This window comes from Tissierella carlieri (assembly GCF_018917285.1).
GTDB lineage: Bacteria > Bacillota > Clostridia > Tissierellales > Tissierellaceae > Tissierella > Tissierella carlieri.
Genome location: NZ_JAHLOH010000032.1, coordinates 50,557 through 74,754 on the forward strand (window position 1 = coordinate 50,557; position 24,198 = coordinate 74,754).

At 33.6% G+C, this 24,198-nt stretch carries 19 protein-coding genes; 8 read left to right on the plus strand and 11 right to left on the minus strand.

Annotated elements, in window-relative coordinates:
• Positions 1–8: 8 nt before the first annotated feature.
• Positions 9–2,090 carry a methyl-accepting chemotaxis protein gene (locus tag KQI38_RS09970; protein ID WP_216558926.1) on the minus strand — a complete coding sequence of 694 codons (2,082 nt, stop codon included), beginning with the start codon at positions 2,088–2,090 and terminating at the stop codon, positions 9–11.
• A 401-nt stretch (positions 2,091–2,491) separates the two neighbouring features.
• On the opposite strand from KQI38_RS09970, the gene KQI38_RS09975 reads away from it, so the two are divergent.
• From KQI38_RS09975 to murJ, 8 genes are all read left to right on the plus strand, one after another.
• Positions 2,492–3,652 carry an ABC transporter substrate-binding protein gene (locus KQI38_RS09975; RefSeq protein WP_094899561.1) on the plus strand — a complete coding sequence of 387 codons (1,161 nt, stop codon included), beginning with the start codon at positions 2,492–2,494 and terminating at the stop codon, positions 3,650–3,652.
• 23 nt (positions 3,653–3,675) lie between these two features.
• Positions 3,676–4,569 carry a branched-chain amino acid ABC transporter permease gene (locus KQI38_RS09980; protein WP_094899562.1) on the plus strand — a complete coding sequence of 298 codons (894 nt, stop codon included), beginning with the start codon at positions 3,676–3,678 and terminating at the stop codon, positions 4,567–4,569.
• 3 nt (positions 4,570–4,572) lie between these two features.
• Positions 4,573–5,637, plus strand: a complete 1,065-nt coding sequence (locus KQI38_RS09985; protein WP_216558929.1) for a branched-chain amino acid ABC transporter permease — start codon at positions 4,573–4,575, stop codon at positions 5,635–5,637.
• Positions 5,624–6,391 (plus strand): ABC transporter ATP-binding protein, encoded by a 768-nt coding sequence (locus KQI38_RS09990; protein WP_094899563.1) that lies wholly within the window; start codon positions 5,624–5,626, stop codon positions 6,389–6,391. Before KQI38_RS09985 ends, KQI38_RS09990 begins: the two co-directional genes overlap by 14 nt.
• Positions 6,391–7,101: an ABC transporter ATP-binding protein gene (locus KQI38_RS09995; protein ID WP_216558932.1), complete on the plus strand. Its 711-nt coding sequence runs from the start codon at positions 6,391–6,393 to the stop codon at positions 7,099–7,101. The genes KQI38_RS09990 and KQI38_RS09995 overlap by 1 nt, the downstream gene beginning before the upstream one ends.
• 277 nt (positions 7,102–7,378) lie before the next feature.
• Positions 7,379–8,251 (plus strand): protease complex subunit PrcB family protein, encoded by an 873-nt coding sequence (locus KQI38_RS10000; RefSeq protein WP_216558935.1) that lies wholly within the window; start codon positions 7,379–7,381, stop codon positions 8,249–8,251.
• A gap of 469 nt (positions 8,252–8,720) precedes the next feature.
• Complete coding sequence (locus tag KQI38_RS10005; RefSeq protein WP_216558938.1) at positions 8,721–10,757, plus strand: sensor domain-containing protein; 2,037 nt, start codon at positions 8,721–8,723, stop codon at positions 10,755–10,757.
• On the plus strand, positions 10,750–12,279 hold the full coding sequence (gene murJ / locus KQI38_RS10010) for a murein biosynthesis integral membrane protein MurJ (RefSeq protein ID WP_216558941.1): 1,530 nt from the start codon (positions 10,750–10,752) through the stop codon (positions 12,277–12,279). Before KQI38_RS10005 ends, murJ begins: the two co-directional genes overlap by 8 nt.
• Positions 12,280–12,428: 149 nt before the next feature.
• Here the strand turns inward: murJ and KQI38_RS10015 are convergent, their stop codons facing one another.
• The 10 genes from KQI38_RS10015 to KQI38_RS10060 form a co-directional block, all read right to left on the minus strand.
• The gene (locus tag KQI38_RS10015; RefSeq protein WP_216558944.1) at positions 12,429–13,391 is read right to left on the minus strand and encodes an ABC transporter ATP-binding protein; all 963 of its coding nucleotides are present in this window, start codon (positions 13,389–13,391) and stop codon (positions 12,429–12,431) included.
• Complete coding sequence (locus KQI38_RS10020; protein WP_216558947.1) at positions 13,391–14,392, minus strand: ABC transporter ATP-binding protein; 1,002 nt, start codon at positions 14,390–14,392, stop codon at positions 13,391–13,393. Before KQI38_RS10020 ends, KQI38_RS10015 begins: the two co-directional genes overlap by 1 nt.
• A gap of 12 nt (positions 14,393–14,404) precedes the next feature.
• Complete coding sequence (locus tag KQI38_RS10025) at positions 14,405–15,361, minus strand: ABC transporter permease (RefSeq protein WP_094899570.1); 957 nt, start codon at positions 15,359–15,361, stop codon at positions 14,405–14,407.
• Positions 15,361–16,290 (minus strand): ABC transporter permease, encoded by a 930-nt coding sequence (locus KQI38_RS10030; RefSeq protein ID WP_094899571.1) that lies wholly within the window; start codon positions 16,288–16,290, stop codon positions 15,361–15,363. Before KQI38_RS10030 ends, KQI38_RS10025 begins: the two co-directional genes overlap by 1 nt.
• 115 nt (positions 16,291–16,405) lie before the next feature.
• Positions 16,406–18,223, minus strand: a complete 1,818-nt coding sequence (locus KQI38_RS10035) for a peptide ABC transporter substrate-binding protein (RefSeq protein WP_216558950.1) — start codon at positions 18,221–18,223, stop codon at positions 16,406–16,408.
• A gap of 296 nt (positions 18,224–18,519) precedes the next feature.
• Positions 18,520–19,512: an ABC transporter ATP-binding protein gene (locus KQI38_RS10040; RefSeq protein WP_216558953.1), complete on the minus strand. Its 993-nt coding sequence runs from the start codon at positions 19,510–19,512 to the stop codon at positions 18,520–18,522.
• Positions 19,512–20,516, minus strand: a complete 1,005-nt coding sequence (locus tag KQI38_RS10045) for an ABC transporter ATP-binding protein (protein WP_216558956.1) — start codon at positions 20,514–20,516, stop codon at positions 19,512–19,514. The genes KQI38_RS10040 and KQI38_RS10045 overlap by 1 nt, the downstream gene beginning before the upstream one ends.
• Positions 20,517–20,530: 14 nt before the next feature.
• Positions 20,531–21,466, minus strand: coding sequence for an ABC transporter permease (locus KQI38_RS10050; RefSeq protein ID WP_216558960.1), 936 nt, complete (start codon positions 21,464–21,466; stop codon positions 20,531–20,533).
• On the minus strand, positions 21,466–22,395 hold the full coding sequence (locus KQI38_RS10055; protein WP_216558963.1) for an ABC transporter permease: 930 nt from the start codon (positions 22,393–22,395) through the stop codon (positions 21,466–21,468). The genes KQI38_RS10050 and KQI38_RS10055 overlap by 1 nt, the downstream gene beginning before the upstream one ends.
• A gap of 107 nt (positions 22,396–22,502) precedes the next feature.
• The gene (locus KQI38_RS10060; protein ID WP_094899576.1) at positions 22,503–24,137 is read right to left on the minus strand and encodes a peptide ABC transporter substrate-binding protein; all 1,635 of its coding nucleotides are present in this window, start codon (positions 24,135–24,137) and stop codon (positions 22,503–22,505) included.
• Positions 24,138–24,198 lie beyond the last annotated feature (61 nt).

The window sequence follows — 24,198 nt, forward strand, 5'->3', positions numbered from 1 at the left end:
CTTATTAATTATAATTTTATATTTCTAAATATTTCTTGTAGATTATCAGCTAATCTAGCTAAGGAATCTGTAGATCCAGTGATTTCATCCATAGATGCCATTTGTTCCTCAGTTGCTGAGTAAACATTATAGATTTGTTCAGCTACTTCATGTGATATGGATTCTGCCGTTTGAATGGAATTCACTACTTCATCTATACTGCTACCAACATTGGTTATAGCTCTTGCACTTTTAGACATACCTGAATTCATATCATCAATAATCTTGGCTATATAATCAAAGGTTTTTTTAGTGTCATTAACTTTTTTTATCCCTTTGTTTACCTCTTCGTTACTAAATTCCATATGGCGGCTTGTATCTATTATTAGATCATGATTGTTTTTAATGATATCATTGATTTCATCTGTAGAGTCTTTAGTTTGGTCAGCAAGTTTTCTAATTTCATCAGCTACTACAGAAAATCCTTTTCCGGCTTCCCCAGCCCTTGCTGCTTCTATAGCTGCATTTAGAGCAAGTAAATTTGTTTGTTCTGCTATGTTTTGGATAACTATTAAAATTTCATCCATTTTTTTAGAGCTATTGTTTATATCCTCAAGATAAAGCTTTACTTTATTAGTGCTATCTTTTATATTGTCCATTTGTTCTATTACTTCATCTACAGCTTTTTTACCCTTATCTGTATTTTCAAAGGCTTCTTTACTAAGTTTTTCTACTAATGTGCTTTCATCTAATGCAATTGTAAATTGGTTCAATACATTGTTCATTTCAGTTGATACTTTGAGTATTTCTTGTAACTGAACATGAGATTTTTCAGATATATTATTGGCAGATTCAGCTATAGACGTGGAGGCGGCTGAAGATTCTTCCGTTATGGCAGCCAACTCTTGAGATGATGCTGCTACAAGCTGAGAAGAGCTCTGAGTTTCAATAGCGAATCCTTTTATACTATCGATTACCTTTTGGATAGCCTGTGCCATAATTCCAAGTTCATCTTCTCTATTTAGAACTTTTTTATCTATGGTAAATGTTAAATCTAGCTCTGATAAATGCTTCGTTTTATTGCTCATATCAATAATTTTATCGATTATTCCACGATTAATAAGATATGATAAAGCTAAGCCAATAATTAATAATATGCTTCCAATAGTAATCAAAGTTTTTTTCAAGGAATTTAAGTCTTTTAAGATTTCATTTTCAGTGATATTTACGATGATTGTCCACCCTTTAGATGGAATAGGTGCATATCCTAAATGAATAATTTTACCATCTTCTTCATATTGCCCAACTCCAGATTCTTTTTTTCCTATATTTTCTATTATCTTTTCTACATCTGACTTAGAACTCGCTGATACTCTTTCAGTCAAGGTGTTGAAACTAACCTTAGTTTCAATTCCGCCATTAGTGGCACTAGACACAGTTGTATCACTGGTAGCACCAGATACTACAGTTGGATGAGAAACAATATCTATATCTTCGTTTAAAAGATAAGCAAAGCCAGTATCGCCAATTCTAATATCACTCGCTAAACCATAAAATTCATTTGCATCCTTAAAAGCTATGATGACTCCTACTATTTTGTTATTAAATTTGATCGGGGTGGAAATGGCTACATCCATATTTTTAGATTGGCTATTATAGAATGGTTGAGAAAAATATGATTTACCATTATTGGCTATTTTGAAATAGTCATAATTTAATACAGCTACGGTATTATTATTGTCTAAGATTAAATTTCCTCTTGTATCTGCAATGCCAATACCTGTTAACCCTAATCTACCTTTTTCAACTTTAAGTAATTCTAATTTTTCCTCCCATGGTATGCTAGGATCTCCTAAAAATTCAAAGTTCCCTAGAGGCTCTATGGAAGAAATATACATTTGTATTCTTGACTCTACAATGTTTGCAGAATCAATTGCTTTGTTTAGTAATAATTCTTCCGATGAATTAATTAGAGAATTTTTAGCAATGAGATATGTAGTAGTACCTACAATGGCGGAGAATGTAACAATGATTAGTGTAAGGGTTAACATTAAAGCGGTTCCAATACTTTTTCTTTTCTTTTTCTTAGTTTTGTCTTTAGTTTGAATCACATTATTCACTCCTCGTGGCAATGTATTATATCGAGTATTATTATACCCTATATTTTCCAGTTGGTCACATACTAAATTTCAATTATAGATATAATTAATTTAAATAAGTTAGATATAAGAGATTAATCAAGTAGGATATAACAGATTTTTCAAATAATAAAATAGTTTCAAAAAATTGATAAAAGTTACGCAATTGACTTTATCACAACTAAGTGATATACTGATAGAATAATAAAGGCTTCTATTTAAGCTAAATACATTAAGGAAGCCTTTTTTGAAACCCATTTAAGTCAAGTTCAAATTAAAAGGTGACATAATAATTCCTGCAAACTTTAAATTATTTATGTATTTAGGGCGTGTAATCATTCATGCCTTTAATAAAATAAAAGGGAGGAATTTAAATGAAGAAAAAGGCATTTTTATTTATTTTGTCAGCAATTTTAGTGCTAGGGTTATTAGCAGGATGTGGCACAAAACAAACATCTGGCTCAGATAGCGATGTTATTAAAATAGGCGTATTTGAACCTATGACTGGTGCTAGTGCAGCTGGTGGAGAGATGACAGTAGAAGGTATTAAGCTAGCTAATGAAAAATTGGGAACAGTATTAGGCAAAAAAGTAGACTTAGTTATAGTAGATAATAAATCGGATAAGGTTGAAGCAGCAAATGCGGCATCAAGACTTATTGATAAGGACAAAGTAGTTGCAATCATTGGTAGCTACGGCAGTTCATTATCCATGGCAGCGGGAGATATCGTTAAAGCTGCACAGATTCCAGCAGTAGGTTGTTCACCTACTAACCCACTTGTTACTTTAAATAATGATTATTATTTTAGAGTATGTTTCATTGATCCATTCCAAGGTACAGTTATGGCTAACTATGCATTTAAAGACTTAGGTGCAAAGAAAGCAGCTATAATACAAGACGTACAGCAAGATTATTCCGTAGGACTTTCCACATATTTTGAACAAGCTTTTATAGAATTAACTGGCTCTGCAGATTCTATAGTTGGTAAAACTTCTTATAATACAGGAGATCAAGACTTCTCAGCTCAACTTACTAATATCAAATCATTAAATCCAGATGTAATATTTGCTCCAGGAAATTATGGTGAATCAGCATTATTGATTAAGCAAGCAAGAGACTTAGGCATTACAGCTCCTATACTTGGTGGAGATACTTGGGAAGCTCCAGAATTTATAGAAATAGGTGGAGCGGCAGTAGAAGGGGCAGTATATAGTACTCACTTTACATCAGAGTCTCCTGTAACTGAGGTATCTAAGACTTTCCTAGAAGATTATAAAGCTAAATACGGTAAAGAAGCCAATGCTTTTGCAGCTCTAGGTTACGATGCTTATATGGTAATTATAGATGCTATTGAAAAGGCTGGCTCAACAGATTCAGTTGTTATAAGAGATAAGATTGCAGCAACTAAGGACTTTGTAGGTTCAACTGGAGTTATTACTTTAGATGAAAATGGAGATGCTGTTAAATCTGCAGTCATAAATCAAGTTAAAGATGGCAAGTTTGTTTACTTAACAACAGTAGAACCAATAAAATAAAAGGACTAAATGGAGGAATTATGATGAGCATACAAGAATTTTCACAACATATGGCTAATGGTATTTCCTTAGGAAGTCTTTATGCTCTAATTGCTATTGGATATACTATGGTTTATGGAATATTAAGGCTTATAAACTTTGCCCATGGAGATATTTTTATGCTAGGTGTATATTTGACTTATTATGGTATAGCATATACTCCAATACCTTGGTATATAGTATTTATACTTTCCTCAGTTATTACTGGAATTTTGGGATTAATGTTAGAAAGACTTGCTTATAAACCTTTAAGGGGTTCACCGAGAATTACCATTCTTATATCTGCTATAGGAGCGTCATTCTTATTACAAAACCTAGGCGTATTAGTATTTGGAGGGAGGCCTAAGGCCTTCCCAACCCCTGAAATTTTTGATAAAGTAGCGAATATTGGAGGAGTTTCAATATCACTTGTAAACTTTATAATCCCCATAGTTACAGTAATTCTTTTGATTGGTTTAAATTTCTTCATTCAAAAGACAAGAACTGGTATGGCAATGAGAGCATTATCTAAGGACTACGAAGCAGCTAGCTTAATGGGAATAAATATTAATGGAACAATATCTACTACTTTCTTTATAGGTTCATTTTTAGCAGCTGTAGGTGGTATTATGTGGGGAATAAAATATCCTCAACTTATGCCTCATATGGGCGTATTACCTGGACTTAAATGCTTTATAGCAGCAGTAATTGGAGGAATAGGGAATATTACTGGTGCAGTTCTAGGAGGATTTATTCTAGGGCTGGGTGAGATACTCCTTATAGCATTTTTACCTGAACTAACAGGCTATAGAGATGCATTTGCCTTTATACTACTGATTATAATACTTCTTGTTAAACCAACAGGTTTAATGGGAGAAAAAATAGCGGAGAAGGTGTAGCCTATGAAGAAGAATAAATTGCTTTTTAATATATCATTAATAGTAATAGCCTTAGTTGGATTGTTTTTTCTAAATATTTATTTAGACAATTATCAAGTTACAATCATAAATCTTTGTGCAATATATATAATACTTGCTTTAAGTATGAATCTAATTAATGGTTTTACAGGATTATTTTCTTTGGGACATGCAGGTTTTATGGCAATAGGAGCCTATACTGTGGCTATCCTTACTATGCCTACAGCAGCTAAGGAAATGAATTTCTACATGAAACCAATGATGCCAGTGCTTTTAAATCTTAATATGTCATTTATCTTTGCATTAATTATGGGTGGATTAATGGCAGCTTTATTTGGATTTTTAATTGGTGCTCCAGTATTAAAATTGACTGATGACTATCTAGCTATTGCAACTTTAGGATTTTCAGAGATTATTAGAGTTGTAATTATCAATCTTCAAAGTATAACCAATGGTTCCCTAGGACTTAAAGGAATACCAAAATTACTCATAAATGAGAGGGTATCTGAACTTTTTGGAGTATCACAAAGAACTAATCTCCTATGGGCTTGGGGTATAGCTATTCTTACTATTGTATTTATGAAGCTATTGATGAAAGGTAGCTATGGTAAAGCATTCAAAGCAATTCGTGAAGACGAGATTGCTGCTAGATCTATGGGTATCAATTTATTTAAACATAAGGTAATGAGCTTTACTATTGGTTCATTTTTTGCGGGGATTGGAGGAGGCCTATTAGCAGCATCTTTGGGAACAATAGATCCAACCTTATTTAAATTTGCCCTTACTTTCAACATTCTTCTAATGGTCGTATTAGGTGGTATGGGAAATATAAATGGTACTGCTGTAGCAGCAGTTGTAATTACTATAGCAATGGAGGCTCTTAGATTCTTAGATGAGTCTATGAATCTAGGATTTGTTACAACACCTGCATTACCAGGTCTTAGAATGGTAGTATTTTCGCTGATTCTAATGTTAGTAGTTATATTTAAAAAGGACGGATTTATAAAAAACACCCTAGGGAAAGTGAGGGGTAGATATGCTAAAAATTGATAATGTAACTATGAGATTTGGTGGGGTTATTGCAGTAAACAACTTTACGGCAGATATTAAAGACGGAGAAATTGTTGGACTAATTGGACCTAATGGGGCAGGGAAAACTACTGTATTTAATGTGGTTACAGGAGTATATAAGCCAACAGAGGGGCAAGTCATTTTTAATCCTGGAGGAAGTGAAGGGATAATATCCGACCTTCGACCAGATCAAATAGCAAAGCTTGGCATATGTCGTACTTTCCAAAACATTAGATTATTCAAAGAACTATCAGTTCTTGATAATGTATTTATAGGAAACCATTTAAGACTTAAATCAGGTATATTTTCTTCTGTATTGAGATTGCCAAATTACAACAGAGAAGAAAGGAAGATGATGGAGAAAGCTAAATACTTACTTCAAAAGGTAGGTTTATATGAAGAGAAAGAAGAGAAAGCGTTTTCTCTTCCTTATGGTAAACAAAGACGATTAGAAATAGCTAGAGCTTTAGCAACAGACCCAAAGCTGCTTTTATTAGATGAGCCGGCAGCAGGAATGAATCCTCAAGAGACTCAGGAATTAATGGAGTTTATTGGTGATATAAAAAATGAATTTGACTTAACCATATTTTTGATAGAACATCACATGGAAGTTGTTATGGGAATCTGTGAAAAGATATTTGTATTAGATCATGGAATTTCAATAGCAGAAGGTAATCCAGGAGAGATCCAAAACAACTCTAGAGTTATTGAAGCTTATTTGGGGGTGGAATAATGCTTACTATAAAAAATCTTCATGTTAGTTATGGGGGCATTAAGGCCCTAAGAGGTATAAATATTAATATCGAGGAAAATAAAATAGTTACCTTAATAGGTGCAAATGGAGCAGGAAAGTCTTCTACCCTAAGAGCTATTATGAATTTGGTGAAAAAAGAGGATGGAAAAGTAGAATATGATGGAGATGATTTAACTAACCTTAAGACAATGGATATAGTAAAGAAAGGTATAGCTTTATCTCCTGAAGGGAGAAGGGTATTTGCTAATCTTACTGTAGAAGAAAATCTGATTCTTGGGGCCTATACAAGACGTGATATGGCTGAGATAAAGAAAGATATGGATAAGGTATATGATCTATTTCCTAGATTAAAGGAAAGGTCTTGGCAAAAATCAGGAACTCTTTCTGGTGGAGAACAGCAGATGCTTGCCGTAGGAAGGGCTATGATGATAAGACCAAAGGTATTAATGTTAGATGAACCCTCATTAGGATTAGCTCCATTACTGGTTAAAGATATATTTGATATCATAAAGGAAATTCACAGCCAAGGAAATACGATCCTATTGGTTGAACAAAATGCGAAGAAGGCTCTAGAAATAGCTGATTATGCCTATGTTTTAGAGACAGGATCCTTGGTGCTTGAAGGACCAGGTCAGGAGCTATTAAATGATGAAAAAGTAAAAACTGCATATTTAGGAGAAGCAAAATGACAATTGACAATGCACAGTGCATAATTCACAATTAAAGAAATAAAATAAGATTCTTCGCATTGCTCAGAATGACAGATATAGTGCTTGTTATTTAGAGTGTAGCGAAGGATCTTTTTTGTAATCATAATGTAACTACTTTTTCACTTTATTGGGGTATAATAACAATTAACAGGGAACAATTAACAAAGAACAATTATAACATTAATATATTAATTTGTTCTAAAGATTTTCAATTGTTAATTGTTAATTGTCAATTGATTACGAGGGGGATGATTATGTGAAAAAGTTGGTATCAGTAGTTTTAATAATATTGATTCTTTCAACAAATGTGGTTGCTTTTGCTAATATAGATGAAAAGCTAGCTAATCATTGGTCTAAGGATATTATTGAAAAAGGATTTCTAGCTTACTATTTTCCATATTTAGCAAAGGAGAGTTTTGATAAATTTAATCCAGATGAATATATCTTGAAAAAGGACTTTGAATTATCCCTAGCTTCTTTATCTAAGGATTATGGCTTAGATACCAGTACGAATAATGTTGGCATATATGAAGTCCTAACTAGAGAAGAGATAGTAGAGCTTATTGGAAATAAATTAGTATCTATGGATACAATAAAATACGAAAATCAGGAACTTCCCTTTCAAGATATTAATACTATGAATAAAAATAGCATAGAATTACTAAGGATATTATTTAATTTGAAGATTATTAGTGGTGTTTCAAATACAAGTTTTGCACCAGATAAAAAACTCACTCAGGCTGAAGCCATAATAATCTTGCAAAGATTGAAAGGAGTACTGGAGGCAATGAGAGGACTAAAGGAAATATCATTCAATATTACTGGGATTGTTCAATCTTATAATGCAGAAGAGTCAATAATAGTAAAAGAAGAAACAGACAATGTATTAGTAACTATTACTAAACAATTTCCAACACCTGGATATTCCTTGGATGTTGAAAAAATACTAAGAGATAAGTATGAATACAAGGTTTTTCTAAATATCAAATCACCTAAGGAAGGCAGCATATTGCCGCAAGTCATTACTTATAAAACCATGACTTTAGAAATCAATAAGAATCAATTGATGGGATCTTCGCCATATGTCTTTACTGTAGAAGGACTAGAAAGCAATCTATTGAATCAATAGATTGCTTTTTTATGACCTAACACAATGAACGATAGTGAATTGATGTAGGTCAAACGCAACGAACGCCAAATTCATGCGAGTGAAGCGAGCAAATGAATTTGTGCAGTGAGACTGCGTAAAATGACCTAACACAATGAACGATAGGTCCTAACGGACACCAATGAATAATACCCTACGGGGTAGAATAAGGTTGTGAGTTGATGTAGGTCAAACGCACCTACGCTGTCCGTTTTGTCTACAATTCGCTATGCTCATTGGACAAAAAGGCAACGAACGCCAACCTTAATATAGAATTTATCATTAGGAGTGTCCGCTAGGACCAAATTCATGCGGGCGGAGCGAGCAAATGAATTTGTGCAGTGAGACTGCAGAAAACTTAATAATAGTTCGACAAGATGAGATAATAGATGACACTAAGAAATAATTTTGGTACAATTACTATGAATACAAGATTATAGTAGGGTGATAAATGGTGAGAGCTGGGAAAAGAGATTTAAAGGATTTATTAAATTTAAAAGATTTGCTACCTAAGAAAGAAGCTCTAAGGACTTCTATTATATATTTCATATTAAGTTTTATTTGGATACAATTTTCGGATGAATTCTTTTATAAGATTATAGGAAATACAAGTAAGTACAAGGATATTCAGAAATATAAGGGGTGGACCTTTATATTTTTAACGACTGTTTTAATTTATTTTTCAATATATGAAAGATTAAAAAAGGTTAAGGATATGGGAATTGCATTACATAAAAGCATGGAAGAATTATCTGCTACAACAGAAGGGCTTCTAACTACTCAAGAAAAATTGAATAGAGAACAAATATTATCTGAGAATATATTTAAAAATTCTACATTAATAATTTTCACTTGGAATTTAGATGGTAGTATAATAAGTTTTAATCCTTATGGAGAAAAGGTTACAGGATATAAGGAAGAAGAGATAATAGGGGAATCTTGGATTGACTTATTTTTATATGAGGATGAGAAGCCAAAGGTAAAAGGATTAGTAGAATACCTTAAAAGTGGAAGGTCTATAAAGAACAGTATAGGAGATGTATGGAGATCTAAGGACAATAGAATTATTGAACTTATATGGACAGACTCTCCCATATACGATGAAGATGGAAATGTGACTCAGATAATTTCTTTTGGGACGGATATAACAGACCATAAGAAACTTTTGAGAAGGCTGAATGAACTAGCATACTACGATACCTTAACTGGACTTCCCAATAGGATTATGCTAAAAAATGAGGCGGGTAAATTAATAAAAGATGCGAAACTTAACAATATCAGATTAGGTTTTCTATATATAGATATAGACAACTTTACACAGATAAATGATACTTTAGGTCATGATGCAGGAGATGATTTTTTAATTCATTTGGCTAAGATATTAAAAGAAGAAAATAAAGATGGAAATATTTTAGCTAAACTAAGTGAGGATGAATATGCTATTATTCTATATAATGTAGAAGATAGAGATGATATAATTAGAAAGACAGAGTATATTCTAAAGGAAATTAGGAAACCGTGGTGCATTGATAAAGAGGAGTTTATTATATCAGCAAGTATAGGAATATCTATTTTTCCTCATAATGGAGATAATTACTCTGATTTAATGAGATCAGCCAATATGGCAATGTATAATATAAAGAGCAAAGGTAAAAACGGATATGCATTCTATGAGGCGGAAATGGGTAAGAGGATAGCTGATAATACCTTTATGATCAATCAAGTAAGAAGGGCTATTGAAGAGGAGCAATTTACTTTACATTATCAACCAGTTATTAATATGGAAGACAATACAATATATGGAGCAGAATGTTTAATTAGATGGTATCATCCAGAAAAGGGCTATATCCCACCAATGGATTATATACCTTTAATAGAAGAGACAGGTCAAATATTTGATGTTACATCATTGATTTTAAAAATGGCATTTAATCAAAAGAAGCTCTTAAATGAAAAAGGATATTCATACCTTAAGTTATCGGTGAATATTTCAAATAAATCTCTTATAAAAGGTGGTTTAGACAATGAAATAGTTAAACTTTTAGAGGAATATAAAATAAAACCTGAAGAAATTACAATAGAAATTACAGAAACATCTTTCATGGGAAATTTAGAGGGCTGTATTTATACTTTAACAAAATTAGAAGAATTAGGCATAGAAATAGCACTAGACGATTTTGGAACAGGTTATTCTTCTTTAGCACAATTAAAGAGACTTCCTATTCATAATGTAAAAATGGATCAAGAATTCATTAAGACTATGAAGAAGAATAGTGAAGAAGAGGTTGTGGTCAAATCCATAATAGAGCTAGCTCATACATTAGGACTAAAGATAATAGCAGAGGGTATAGAGACTAAGGAACAGCAAGAAATACTTTTAGAAAGTAAATGTGATTTGGGTCAAGGGTATTATCTCGGTAAACCTATGAATGCAGAATCATTCCAAAATATGTTAATGATGAATAAAAGGGTGAATATAAATGAGTAAGAAACGAGAACTTGCGCAATCAGCAGCAATGATTTCCATATTTACACTATTATCAAAAGCTTTAGGATTTGTTAGAGAAGTCATGATAGCCAATAGATTTGGTTCTGGTAAGGAGACAGATACTTATTTCGTAGCTATTACAGCTACAGTGATTATAATGAGCACATTAGGTGCTGCCTTAAATACTACGTTAATACCTATATTTTCTGAAATAGGAGAAAAGTACGGGAAAAAGGGTAAACTAAAATATTTGAATAATATTTTCAATATAGTATTAATAATTACTATTCTTATAGTTATACTAGGATATATATTTTCTCCTATGGTAATTAAAATATTGGCTAAAGGTTTCCAAGATGAACAATTTGATTTAGCTGTGACACTAAATAGAATAGGACTTCCTATAGCAATACTCCTAGGATTTTATTGTGTATTTTCAGGAATACTTCATAGTAGCCAAATATTTGGACCACCAGCTATATCAGGGTTGCCATATAACTTTGTGTTTTTAATCTATTTATTTTTCTTTGCAAAGGATTCCAATGTAATTACCTTAATGATAATATCGGTAATAGCTGCATTTGCCCAATTCTTAATATTGGTACCAGCAGTTAATCATATGGGATATAAATATAAATTTGAAATAAATCTAAGGGATAAGTATTTAAAAAAGGCAATAGTTTTAACGCTACCAGTACTTATTGGATCAGCAGTTCAACAGATAAATGTAATTATAGATAAGACCCTTGCATCGAATCTAATAGAAGGTAGTATATCGGCTCTTAGCTATGCTTCAAAGATTAATGATATGGTCATAGCAGTATTTATTATGGCTATAACTACAGTAATATTTCCAATGTTATCTCAAGCATTTTCTCAAAATAATAATGAAAAGGTAAAGGAAATCTTGGGGCAAGGAATTAATATTATCCTAATTATAACAGTACCAGCTACAATAGGAATACTTGTACTGGCAGAACCAGCAGTGTATCTGTTTTTTCAAAGAAATGCATTTGATGAACTGGCAACATATATGACCAGTCAAGCTCTTATATATTATTCTGTAGGACTAATAGGTTCATCTTTGCGTTTAATGTTAAACAGGGTATATTATTCCTTACAAGACACAAAAACTCCTATGATAAATGGGATGATAGCAGTAGTTATAAATTTAGTATTAAATTTAATACTTGTAAAACCTATGGCGCATAGTGGTTTAGCCTTAGCTACTAGTATATCAGCCACTGTAACGACCATTATGTTATTCTTAAGTCTAAGAAAGAAAATAGGAGCAATAGGTTTAACAAAATACTTAATTTGTTTTATAAAAACCCTCGCAGCTTCACTTGTAATGGGACTAGTAGTATTTTTAATATATTACAAGCTAGGAGCTATTATAGCAACAACAAAGATTATGAAGATGTTGTTATTGCTAATATCAGTAGCTGTTGGAGTAGTAGTATATTTTGTTTTATGTGTTTTATTTAAAGTGAAAGAGTTAAGAATTATACTGAAAAGATAAAAGTCTAATTCATAGCCAAAGGCCACTTACGCAGTTCACAATGAAAAAACCAAGATCCTTCACTTTTCTCATGGTGACAAATACCTGTCATTCTGAACTCAGTGAAGAATCTTGGTTTTAATCTTTTTATCTTTTTAATTGTGCATTGTCTAAATCTTTCCCGCCCTATGGCATGCTGCAAAATGCCCTGGTCTTATTTCTTCAAAGGTAGGAGTTACTTCTCTACATTTGTCTATGGAATAAGAACATCTATCTACAAATCTACAGCCTTCTTTAGGATTGATTGGACTTGGTACGTCTCCTTCTAACATAATCCTTTTTCTATTTCTTTGAATATCTGGATCTGGTATTGGTATTGCCGAAAGTAATGCTCTTGTATATGGATGAATAGGATTTTCATAGAGCTCTTCAGATTTTGCTAACTCCATCATGTGACCTAAATACATTACACCAACCCTATCAGAGATATACCTTACCATGGATAAGTCATGAGCTATAAACATATAGGTTAGACCAAGTTTTTCCTGCAATTCCTTTAATAGGTTAACTACTTGGGCTTGAATAGATACGTCTAGAGCTGAAATAGGCTCATCACATACAATGAATTTTGGATTTAAAGCTAATGCTCTTGCAATTCCAATTCTTTGTCTCTGTCCGCCAGAGAACTCATGAGGGAAACGCATAGCATGTTCTTCATTTAATCCTACTAACTTCAATAACTCTACTACTCTTTCTCTACGTTCAATTTTATCTTTATAGGCATGATGGATATCTAATGGTTCCGCAACTATTTCTTCTACAGTCATTCTTGGATTTAAGGAAGCATAGGGGTCTTGGAATATCATTTGAAAGTTTTTTCTAACCTCTTGCATCTTATGTCTAGAAAGTTCATAGATATTTTGCCCATTAAATATTAATTCTCCATCTGTAGGGTCATATAATCTTATTATAGTTCTACCAGCAGTAGATTTACCACAACCAGACTCTCCAACAAGACCAAAGGTTTCTCCTGGATATATATCAAAGCTAATACCGTCTACAGCCTTTAGCATTCCCTCGCCTACATCAAAATGTTTTTTAATATTTCTTACAGATATTAAAGGTTCTGCCATTATGCTTCACTCCCTTCAGCGACTTTAGCCATAGGATGGTTTAACCAACAACGGCTTTGGTGTGTACCACTATGATTATCAAACTCAGGTATATGATTTTTACAAACCTTCAGTGCATAATCACATCTATCATAGAAGGAGCAGCCTTTAGGCGGTATATATAAATCTGGTGGCGTTCCTTCAATTGAGTGAAGGGGTTCCTCTCTAGACATATTTAAACGAGGAACTGAAGCTAAAAGCTTCTTAGTATAAGGGTGTTTAGTATTTTTAAATATTTCTTCAGTAGTACCTTCTTCAACAATTTGTCCTGCGTACATAACGATTACTCTATCACTCATATCTGCTACAATTCCTAGGTCATGAGTAATTAGAATAATAGACATATCTAGTTTTTGTTGTATTTCTCTCATAAGTTCCAGAATTTGAGCTTGCACAGTAACATCAAGGGCAGTAGTAGGTTCATCAGCAATCAATAATTTAGGGGCAGATACCATTGCTAAGGCTATCATTACCCTTTGTCTCATACCACCGGAGAACTCATGGGGATATTGATTAATTCTTTTTTCTGGTTGAGGTACTGCTACTAGATTTAACATTTCAATAGCTTTTTTTCTTGCTTCTTCCTTTGATAATTTTCGATGTTTTACAAGACCTTCAACGATTTGTTTTCCAATTTTCATAGTTGGGTTTAGAGAGGTCATAGGGTCTTGGAATACCATGGAAATTTCATTGCCACGAATGGCTTGCATTTGTTTATCTGATTTTTTTAATAGGTTATTACCATCAAATATTATTTCTCCATTTTTAAAGAAAGCAGGTGGCATAGGTAATAACTGCATTATGGAGTTAGCAGTAACAGATTTGCCACAGCCAGACTCTCCAACTATAGCTACAGTTTCAGATTTACCTACATTAAAGCTAATATCACGAACGGCTTCAACCTCTCCAAAGAAAGTCTTAAAGGACACAGATAAATTCTTAACTTCTAATATTTTTTCCATTTTTCCACCTCTTTATTTACGTAGTCTTGGGTCTAATGAGTCACGAAGGCCATCTCCTAGTACGTTAAAAGCAAACATAATAAGAGAAATGAATATTGCTGGTATAATTATTTGATAAGCATTTCCAACCGCAAGTCCTGCCAATCCATCACTAGCTAAGGATCCTAGACTTGATTTTGGTGCTTGCAGACCTAGACCCAAAAAGCTAAGAGTTGCCTCTGCAAATATTGCTCTAGGAATAGTAAGGGTTACATTTACTAAAATAGGGCCTAAGGTATTTGGAATTATATGTTTTTGGAGTATCCATCCCTTTGATGCTCCTAAGGATTCAGCAGCTAATGAATATTCAGATTCTTTCAATTGAAGCACCTGACCCCTGACTAAAATTGCCATTGGTACCCAGTCTGTAAGGGTCATGGCCAATATTAGTACAAATAAAGATGTACCAGAACCTTCATTGGCGAAGACTACTGATAAAAGGATTACAATAAGTAAATAAGGTATGCTATAAACAATTTCTGCAATACGCATCATAATGGCATCTACACGTCTTGTAGCTATACCAGAGATTCCTCCATATAATACACCGACAGTAAAGTCTATGACTGCAGCTAATATTCCAATTATTAGAGAATACCTAGTTCCATACCAAGTTCTTGTAAATAGGTCTCTTCCTAGTTCGTCTGTACCAAACCAGTGGGTGCTATTAGGATGTAAATTAATCTTGTTGTAGTTCTGTTCAAAATAACTAAAACCGTTTATGAATGGTCCTACGATAGACATTAAAATCATAAGTACTATTATTATAAGGCCTGTCATTGCCAATTTATTTTGCTTTAATCTACGCCATACATCAGGCCAATATTTTATACTGGGACGCCTGATTTTTTCTGCATTCCTATCCTCATGGGATGCAGGTTCAAACATATCTGGAGTTAAATTTTTAGTTAAATTAGTTTGAGTTTCCATTAGCGTCCCTCCTGTGTAAGCTTGATACGTGGATCAATAAAGATATATGCAATGTCAACAAATAGAAGTAAAACTATTAGTATAATAGCATAGAAAATAGTGGTTCCCATTATAAGGGTATAATCTCTGTTATTAATAGATTGAACAAAGAATTTTCCAAGACCTGGAATACCAAATATCTTTTCAATAACAAAGCTACCTACTAAAAGGTTAGATATTAGAGTTCCAAGAACTGATATAATAGGAAGTATTGCATTCCTAACAGCATGTTTTAAGATTACTGCAGCTTTGGAAATTCCTTTAGACTTAGCAGTTCTGATATAGTCTTGTCCTAAAATCTCTAGCATACTGGAACGCATAAGTCTTGCTATATAAGCAAGGGGCATTAGAGATAATGCAAATGCAGGAAGCAAAGTATGCTTAAACTCTCCCCAGCCTCCAATAGGAAGCCAAGCTACATTTTTTGCAACAAACTGGATAAGTATAGTACCCATGATAAAGCTTGGTACAGAAATACCTATAATAGCGATTATCATAGAGATATAATCTGGAATTTTATTCTGATATAAGGCTGCCAAAGCGCCTAAGGCTGGACCAAATACTAATGCAATAAGCAGAGCTTCTAAACCTAAATAGGCTGAAACAGGGAATCCTCGTCGGATCATGTCGTTTACAGTCTCTACCTTTGATTTCATTGAATCGCCAAAATCTCCTTTTAGAAGATTTTTCAAATATATAATATATTGTTCTGACAGTGGCTTATCTAAACCATATTTTTTCATAAGATTTTCATAAACTGCTGCTGGCATTTTACCCTCTTTTCTAAAGGGGTTTCCAGGAATAGAGTGCATTAGAAAAAAAGTAATGGTTATAATAGCCCATAAGGTAATAACTGACATAATAAATCGTTTTAAAAGATACTTTTTCATATTCCCCCTCCTTTGCTGTTAATAGAAAGAAAATCGAGAGGGCTGTGTAGCCCACCGATCTTCTTTAATTTAAGCGAATTTGTCGCTTTGAAATCTTTAAATATTAGCTAAATAATTATTTATTTATATCAGCATAAGTTAGTTTTGGATAGTTAACTAGTGGTTTATATACACCTGTTACATATGGTTTTTGTGCATATGGTTGAGTATAGAAGTAAACAGGTACTACAGGCATATCTTCCATAACTATTTTTTCAGCTTTTCTCATAGCTTCAAAACGTTCTGCTTTATCGCCACTAGTCTTAGCTATTTTTACTAATTTATCATATTCAGGATTATTATATTTTGCATCATTGAAACTTGAACTACTTTCCCATAGTTCTATGAAAGTGATAGGGTCCATATAGTCTCCAATCCAGCCAGCACGTGAGATCTGATAGTCTCCAGCTTTTTCTCTATCAAGTTTAACTTGGAAATCTACGTTTTCAAGTTGGAGTTCAATGCCTAAATTAACTCTCCACATTTCTTGTGCCGCTTGAGCTATTTTCTTATGAGCTTCAGAACTATTATAAAGAATAACCATATTTTTAAAGTCTTCAACCTTCATACCTTCCTCAGCTAGACCTTCTAAGAATAATTTCTTTCCTTCTTCAACATTGTAAGTAACAAGTTGACCAACATTATCACGGTATTCCTTACCATTTTCATCTTTCATACCAAATGGTACTACACCTTCAGCTGCAATTTGTCCCCCTTGAGCTATTTTATCAACTATAGTTTGACGATCAAGGGTCATAGATAATCCTTTTCTAACCTTAACATTATTAAATGGTTTAACCTTTGAGTTAAGGTTGTAGTAATAGGTACCGACTTCTGCACCAATTATTAATTCTGGATTATTGTTAGCCTTCATTTGTGCAACTACAGCTTGTGGTAGTGGAGATAAGAAGTCATAATCTCCGCCTTCATATTTTTGCCATGCAGTGTTTTCATCATCAATAATATCAAAATCTACGCCATCAAGTTTAACACTAGCTGCATCATAATAATTTGCATTTTTTCTAATCTTAATACTTGCATTATGTTCCCATTCAATTAAAGTAAATGGTCCATTGGATACATGAGTATCTGCATTTTTTGCCCAATCAGGATTTGCCTCAACAACTTTTTTATTAACTGGATATAGTGCATAGAATGCAGTTAATTCTAAGAAATATGGAGTAGGTGCTTCGAGAGTTACTTCTAGAGTCTTTTCATCTAATGCTTTAACTGCTACATTTTCTAAAGCAGCTGCAAGACGTTTTTCATATACCATATCATTTATGGCTTCTTCATCCTTGCCTGTTGTATCTAGACCTTCTAATTCTTTTGGATCAATTGGATGTGTGATCGTCTTTGTTTCGTCATTAGGATCGGGATATGTTCCAGGTTTTACAACACTGTTATAAGCTTCCCCACCCTTAATATAATAAAGTTGATAAGCATAATCTGCAGCAAGGTCTGGATTTAATGCTCTTTTCCATGCAAATTCAAAATCTTCTGCAATAACAGGATCTCCATTTGACCATTTAATATCATCACGTAATGTGAAAGTATAAGTCAAATTATCATCTGTTACCTTATAGTCCTTTGCCATACCTGGAATAACTTGAAGATCAGGGTCAACCTTCATAAGACCTTCAAAGGTATGGTCAAGTACCCAAGATTCATGGGTTCCTTGTGCTAAAGCCGGATCTAAGGAACCTGGCTCACTAGAATTATTAGTCTTCAAAATTTTTGGCTCAGAAGGCGTAGGTGCTGGCGTGGAAGTGTCTGTTGTGGCTGGAGCGCTTCCAGTATCCTTCGATTCATCTCCACCTTTTGGCACACAGCCAGTAAATATAATAGCTGTGATAAGTAATATGCTTACCAACAATAAAAACTTTCTGTTCATTTGAATCCCCCTTTTTAAAATATTATGAAAATTAAAACTGTTTAGATGATTTTACCACTTTCTTGCAGCAAATTCAACATAATTATTTCAGCAGAGTAATAGGATAACAAAATATATGATTACATCATCCTAGAATTAATATATTTATTTTAGACAGAGAATAGAACTATGGACAATGGACAATGCACAATTCACAATTCACAATTAAAAAACCGAGACCCTTAGCTGCAATCAGGTTGACAATATCTGTCGCTTTAAACGCAGTGAAGAATCTCGGTTTTAATTATTAATTGTTTTTATCTTTTTAATTGTGAATTGTGCACTGTGAATTGTGAATTATAATTATGGCATGCTACAAAATGTCCTGGTTTTACTTCTTCGAATTCAGGTGTTTCTTTTCTACATTTTTCTGTAGCATAGGGACATCTATCCACAAATCTACATCCAGGCTTTGGATTGATTGGGCTTGGGACATCACCTTCCAGCATAATCCTTTTTTTATTTTTTTGAATATCCGGGTCTGGTATTGGTATTGCCGAAAGAAGAGCCTTAGTATATGGATGGATAGGATTTTCATATAATTCTTCGGAATCAGCTAATTCCATCATATGGCCTAAATACATTACACCAACTCTGTCGGATATATACCTTACCATAGATAAGTCATGGGCTATAAATAAATAGGTGAGACCTAATTTATTTTGTAAATCCTTTAGTAGATTAACTACTTGAGCCTGAATAGATACGTCTAGGGCTGAGATAGGTTCATCACATACAATGAATTTTGGATTTAAAGCTAATGCCCTTGCGATACCTATTCTTTGTCTTTGTCCACCAGAGAATTCGTGAGGGAAACGCATAGCATGCTCATCATTTAATCCTACTAATCTCAACAATTCCACTATTCTATCTTTACGTTCATCATTATTTTTATAAGAATTGTGTATATCTAGTGGTTCTCCAATAATATCTTCTACAGTCATTCTTGGATTTAAGGAAGCATAGGGGTCTTGGAATATCATTTGAAAGTTTTTTCTAACTTCTTGCATTTCTTTTCTTGAAAGATCATAAACATTTTGTCCGTTAAATATAAGCTCACCTTCCGTTGGCTCATATAATCTTATTATAGTTCTACCAGCAGTAGATTTACCACAACCAGATTCTCCAACAAGACCAAAGGTTTCTCCTGGATATATATCAAAGCTAATGCCATCTACAGCCTTTAGCATTCCTGATCCCACATTAAAATGTTTTTTTATATTTCTCACAGATATTAGGGGCTTTGCCATTACTTTTCCCTCCTTTCGTCTTTTCTTGCTGCCATAGGATGATTTAACCAACAACGACTACAATGAGTATCACTATGTGATGTATTATCGGGCATATGATCTTTACATATTTTCATAGCAATATTACAACGGTCATAGAAAGCACATCCCTTTGGTGGTATATATAAATCTGGTGGTGTACCATCAATAGAATGAAGAGGTTCATCTTTCTTCATATCTAAACGAGGAACTGAAGCGAGTAACTTTCTAGTATAAGGATGTTTAGGGTCTTTAAATATTTCGTCACGAGTTCCTTGTTCTAAGATTTGCCCTGCATACATTACAACAACCCTATCACTCATATCTGCCACAACGCCAAGGTCATGAGTAATTAATATAATTGACATATCAAACTGATCTTGTATTTTTTTCATTAAATCTAATATTTGTGCTTGCACAGTAACATCGAGGGCAGTAGTAGGCTCATCGGCTATAAGAAGCTGTGGATTGCATGCCATAGCCAAAGCTATCATTACCCTTTGCCTCATACCACCAGAAAATTCGTGAGGATATTGATTAATTCTTTTCTCTGGTTGAGGTACTGCAACTAGGTTTAACATCTCAATAGCTATTTTTTTTGCTTCTGCTTTAGTCAAACCTCTATGTTTCACTAGCCCTTCCACTATTTGATCCCCTATCTTCATAGTAGGGTTTAGAGATGTCATAGGATCCTGGAATACCATAGATATTTCATTTCCACGAATGCGTTGCATTTCCTTTTCGGTTTTATCTAAAAGATTTTCACCTTTAAATATTATTTCTCCACCTTTGAAAAAAGCAGGAGGCATAGGAAGTAGCTGCATTATGGAGTTAGCAGTAACAGATTTACCACATCCAGATTCTCCAACTATAGCCACTGTTTCTTTCTTGCCTACATGGAAGCTAATATCACGAACGGCTTCAACCTCTCCAAAAAAAGTTTTAAAAGATATTTGTAAATTTCTAACGTCTAGAATTTTATCCATTTTTTCACCTCTTTCTATTTACGAAGCCTTGGATCTAATGCATCACGAAGTCCATCGCCGAGTACATTAAAGGCAAACATAATAAGAGAAATAAATATAGCAGGTATTAAAATTTGATAAGCATTTCCTACTGCAAGACCTGCTAAACCATCATTAGCTAAAGATCCTAGACTTGATTTAGGTGGTTGAAGACCTAGACCCAAGAAACTAAGGGTTGCCTCAGCAAATATTGCTTGAGGAATAGCCAAAGTAATGTTTACTAAAATAGGTCCTAAGGTATTTGGTATAATATGTTTCTTTAATATCCAAGATTTAGCAGCACCTAAGGATTCAGCAGCTAAAGCATATTCAGATTCTTTTAGCTGCAGTACCTGTCCTCTAACTAATATTGCCATAGGCACCCAACTAGTTAGGGTCATAGCTAAAATCATTACAAATATACTACTACCCGATCCAGCCTTAGAAAATACAACAGATAATAGGATTACTACCAATAGATATGGTATACTATAGATGATTTCTGCAATACGCATCATAACAGCATCTACGCGACGAGAAGCCATTCCTGAAATTCCTCCATATAATACTCCAAGGACAAAATCTATAAAAGCAGCAGCAATACCTATAAATAAGGAATATCTTGCTCCGTACCAAACTCTTGTAAATAAATCTCGACCAAGCTCATCAGTACCGAACCAGTGAACACTGTCAGGCTTCATGTTAATTAGTGAATAATCTTGTTCATAATATTTAAATCCGTTGATCTTAGTACCCACAATAGCCATTATGACCATTGATATTATTAGAATTAGACCAGTCATGGCAAGTTTGTTTTGCTTTAATCTACGCCATACATCAGGCCAATACTTAATGCTAGGACGACGGATTTTATCTACATTTCTATCTTCACGAGATGCAGGCTCAAATAAATCTTTTGTTAGATTTTCCATTATCGTCCCTCCTTAGTAAGCTTGATACGTGGATCAACAAACATATAAGCTATATCTACAATTAAAAGCATAATGATTAAAATGATTGAATAAAAAATAGTTGTACCCATGATTAATGTATAGTCCCTGTTACTAATAGAGTTAACAAAGAACATTCCAAGACCAGGAATACCAAATATCTTTTCAATTACAAAGCTACCTACCAAAAGGTTGGAAACCAAAGTACCAAGTACAGAAATAATAGGTAGTATTGCATTTCTAAAGGCATGTTTTAAAACTACGACAGCCTTAGATATTCCCTTTGACTTAGCTGTTTTAATATAGTCTTGTCCTAGAACTTCTAACATACTAGAACGCATAAGTCTCGCAATATAAGCTAAAGGCATAAGGGATAATGCTATAGATGGAAGTATGGTATGACTAAATGTACCCCATCCTCCAATCGGTAGCCAACTAACATTTTTAGCTATAAACTGTATAAAGACAGTACCCATTATAAAACTTGGTACGGAAATACCTAAGATGGCTATGACCATAGAAAAGTAATCAGGCCATTTATTTTGATTTAGAGCTGCAAGAGCTCCTAATGCTGGTCCAAATATCAATGCAATAAGTAGGGCTTGCGCTCCAATACGAGCAGAAACTGGGAATCCTCTATTAATCATATCATTAACAGTTTCAACCCTTGATTTCATTGAATCTCCAAAATCTCCTCTTACAACTTTTCCTAGATATATAAAATATTGTTCTGTTTTGGGCTTATCAAGACCATACTTTTGCTGCAAGTTTTCATAAACTACCTTGGGCATTTTACCTTCCTTCATAAAGGGATTACCTGGCACAGAGTGCATCAATAAAAAGGTAATAGTAATAATTGCCCAAAGTGTGATAAGTGACATAAAAAGTCTTTTTAAAAGATATTTTGCCATTTTATCCCTCTTTCTGTTTGAATATATAAACGAGTAAAGTTCATTTCCATAAATTATATATGCTAATATAAAGTATGGGCGAGCCCTGCTCGCCCGTAATTTATAATCTATTTATTCATATCTGCATAAATGAAATATGGATATCTATTAAGTGGTTTAAATACATCAGTCACATATGATTTTTGAGCATATGGCTGAGTATAGTGATAGATTGGCAATACTGGCATATTATCCATTAATATCTTCTCTGCTTGACGCATAGCTTCCATACGAACTTCTTGATCAGTAGTTGATTTTGCTTTAGCTACTAATGCATCATATTCAGCATTGTTAAATTTAGCATCGTTGAAGCTAGAACTACTTACCCAAAGATCTACGAAAGTCATAGGGTCAACATAGTCTCCAGTCCAACCTGCACGGGAGATTTGGAAATCTCCAGCTTTTTCTCTATCAAGTTTAACTTGGAAATCTACATTTTCAAGTTGAACTTCAATACCTAGATTAGCTCTCCACATTTCTTGAATTGCTTGAGCAATTTTTTTGTGACCTTCAGAAGTATTGTAAAGAATAGCAAATTGGCTGAAATCTTCTGCTTTATATCCAGATTCAGTTAATCCTTCTTGGAATAATTTTTTAGCTTCTGTTAGATTAAACTCAACTAGCTTACCAGCTGTATCTCTATATTCTTTGTTATTTTCATCAAGCATACCGAAAGGTACTACACCTTCAGCAGGGACTTGTCCGCCTTGAGCTATTTTATCAACTATTGTTTGTCTGTCTATAGCCATTGCTAGAGCTTTTCTAATTTTAACATTATCAAAAGGTTTAATCTTAGTATTGAAATTATAATAATAAGTTGCAACGTCTCCACCTATTACAAGCTCAGGATTATTTTGAGCTTTCATTTGTGCCACAACTGCTTGAGGTAGGGGAGTTAGAAAATCAAATTCTCCACCTTCATATTTTTGCCATGCTGTATTTTCATCATCTAATATAGCAAAATCGATACCGTCTAATTTAACATTTGCAGCATCATAATAATTTTCATTTTTCATTATAACAATCTTTGCATTGTGCACCCATTCAGTTAATTTGAAAGGTCCATTAGATACATAAGTTGAAGGACTTTTCGCCCAATTAGGATTAGCTTCTGCTACTTTTTGGTTAACTGGGAAATAGGTGTAGAAAGAAGTTAACTCTAAGAAATAAGCAGTAGGTGCTTCTAGTGTTACTTCAAAAGTTTTATCATCAAGAGCCTTTACCCCTACTTCGTCAACTGAACCGGCACCTGTATTATATGCTTCACCACCTTTTAAATAGTAGAATTGATAAGCATATTCTGCTGCCAAATTTGGATCTAATGCTCGTTTCCAAGAATATTCAAAGTCGTGAGCAGTTACAGGATCTCCATTAGACCATTTAATACCATCACGGAGTGTAAAAGTATAGGTAACTTCATCATCTGCTAAAGTATACTCTTTAGCCATGCCAGGTACCATGGTACCATCTGGAGAATGCTTAAATAGACCCTCAAATATATGGTCCAGAACCCAAGATTCATGTGTACCTTGTGCTAGTGCTGGGTCTAATGTACCAGGTTCACTAGAATTATTTGTTCTTAAAATCTTTTTCGTTGGTTTATTTCCAGTATCTTTAGGTGTATCTGCTGATTTAGAACAAGCAGTAAATACCATTACTGTTACAAGAAGTAAAGATACTAAAATTAAAAATTTCTTGTTCATTCAATTGCCTCCCTATTTAGTCATGTAAAGTAGTGAACTTTTATTTTAAATTTTAGCACAT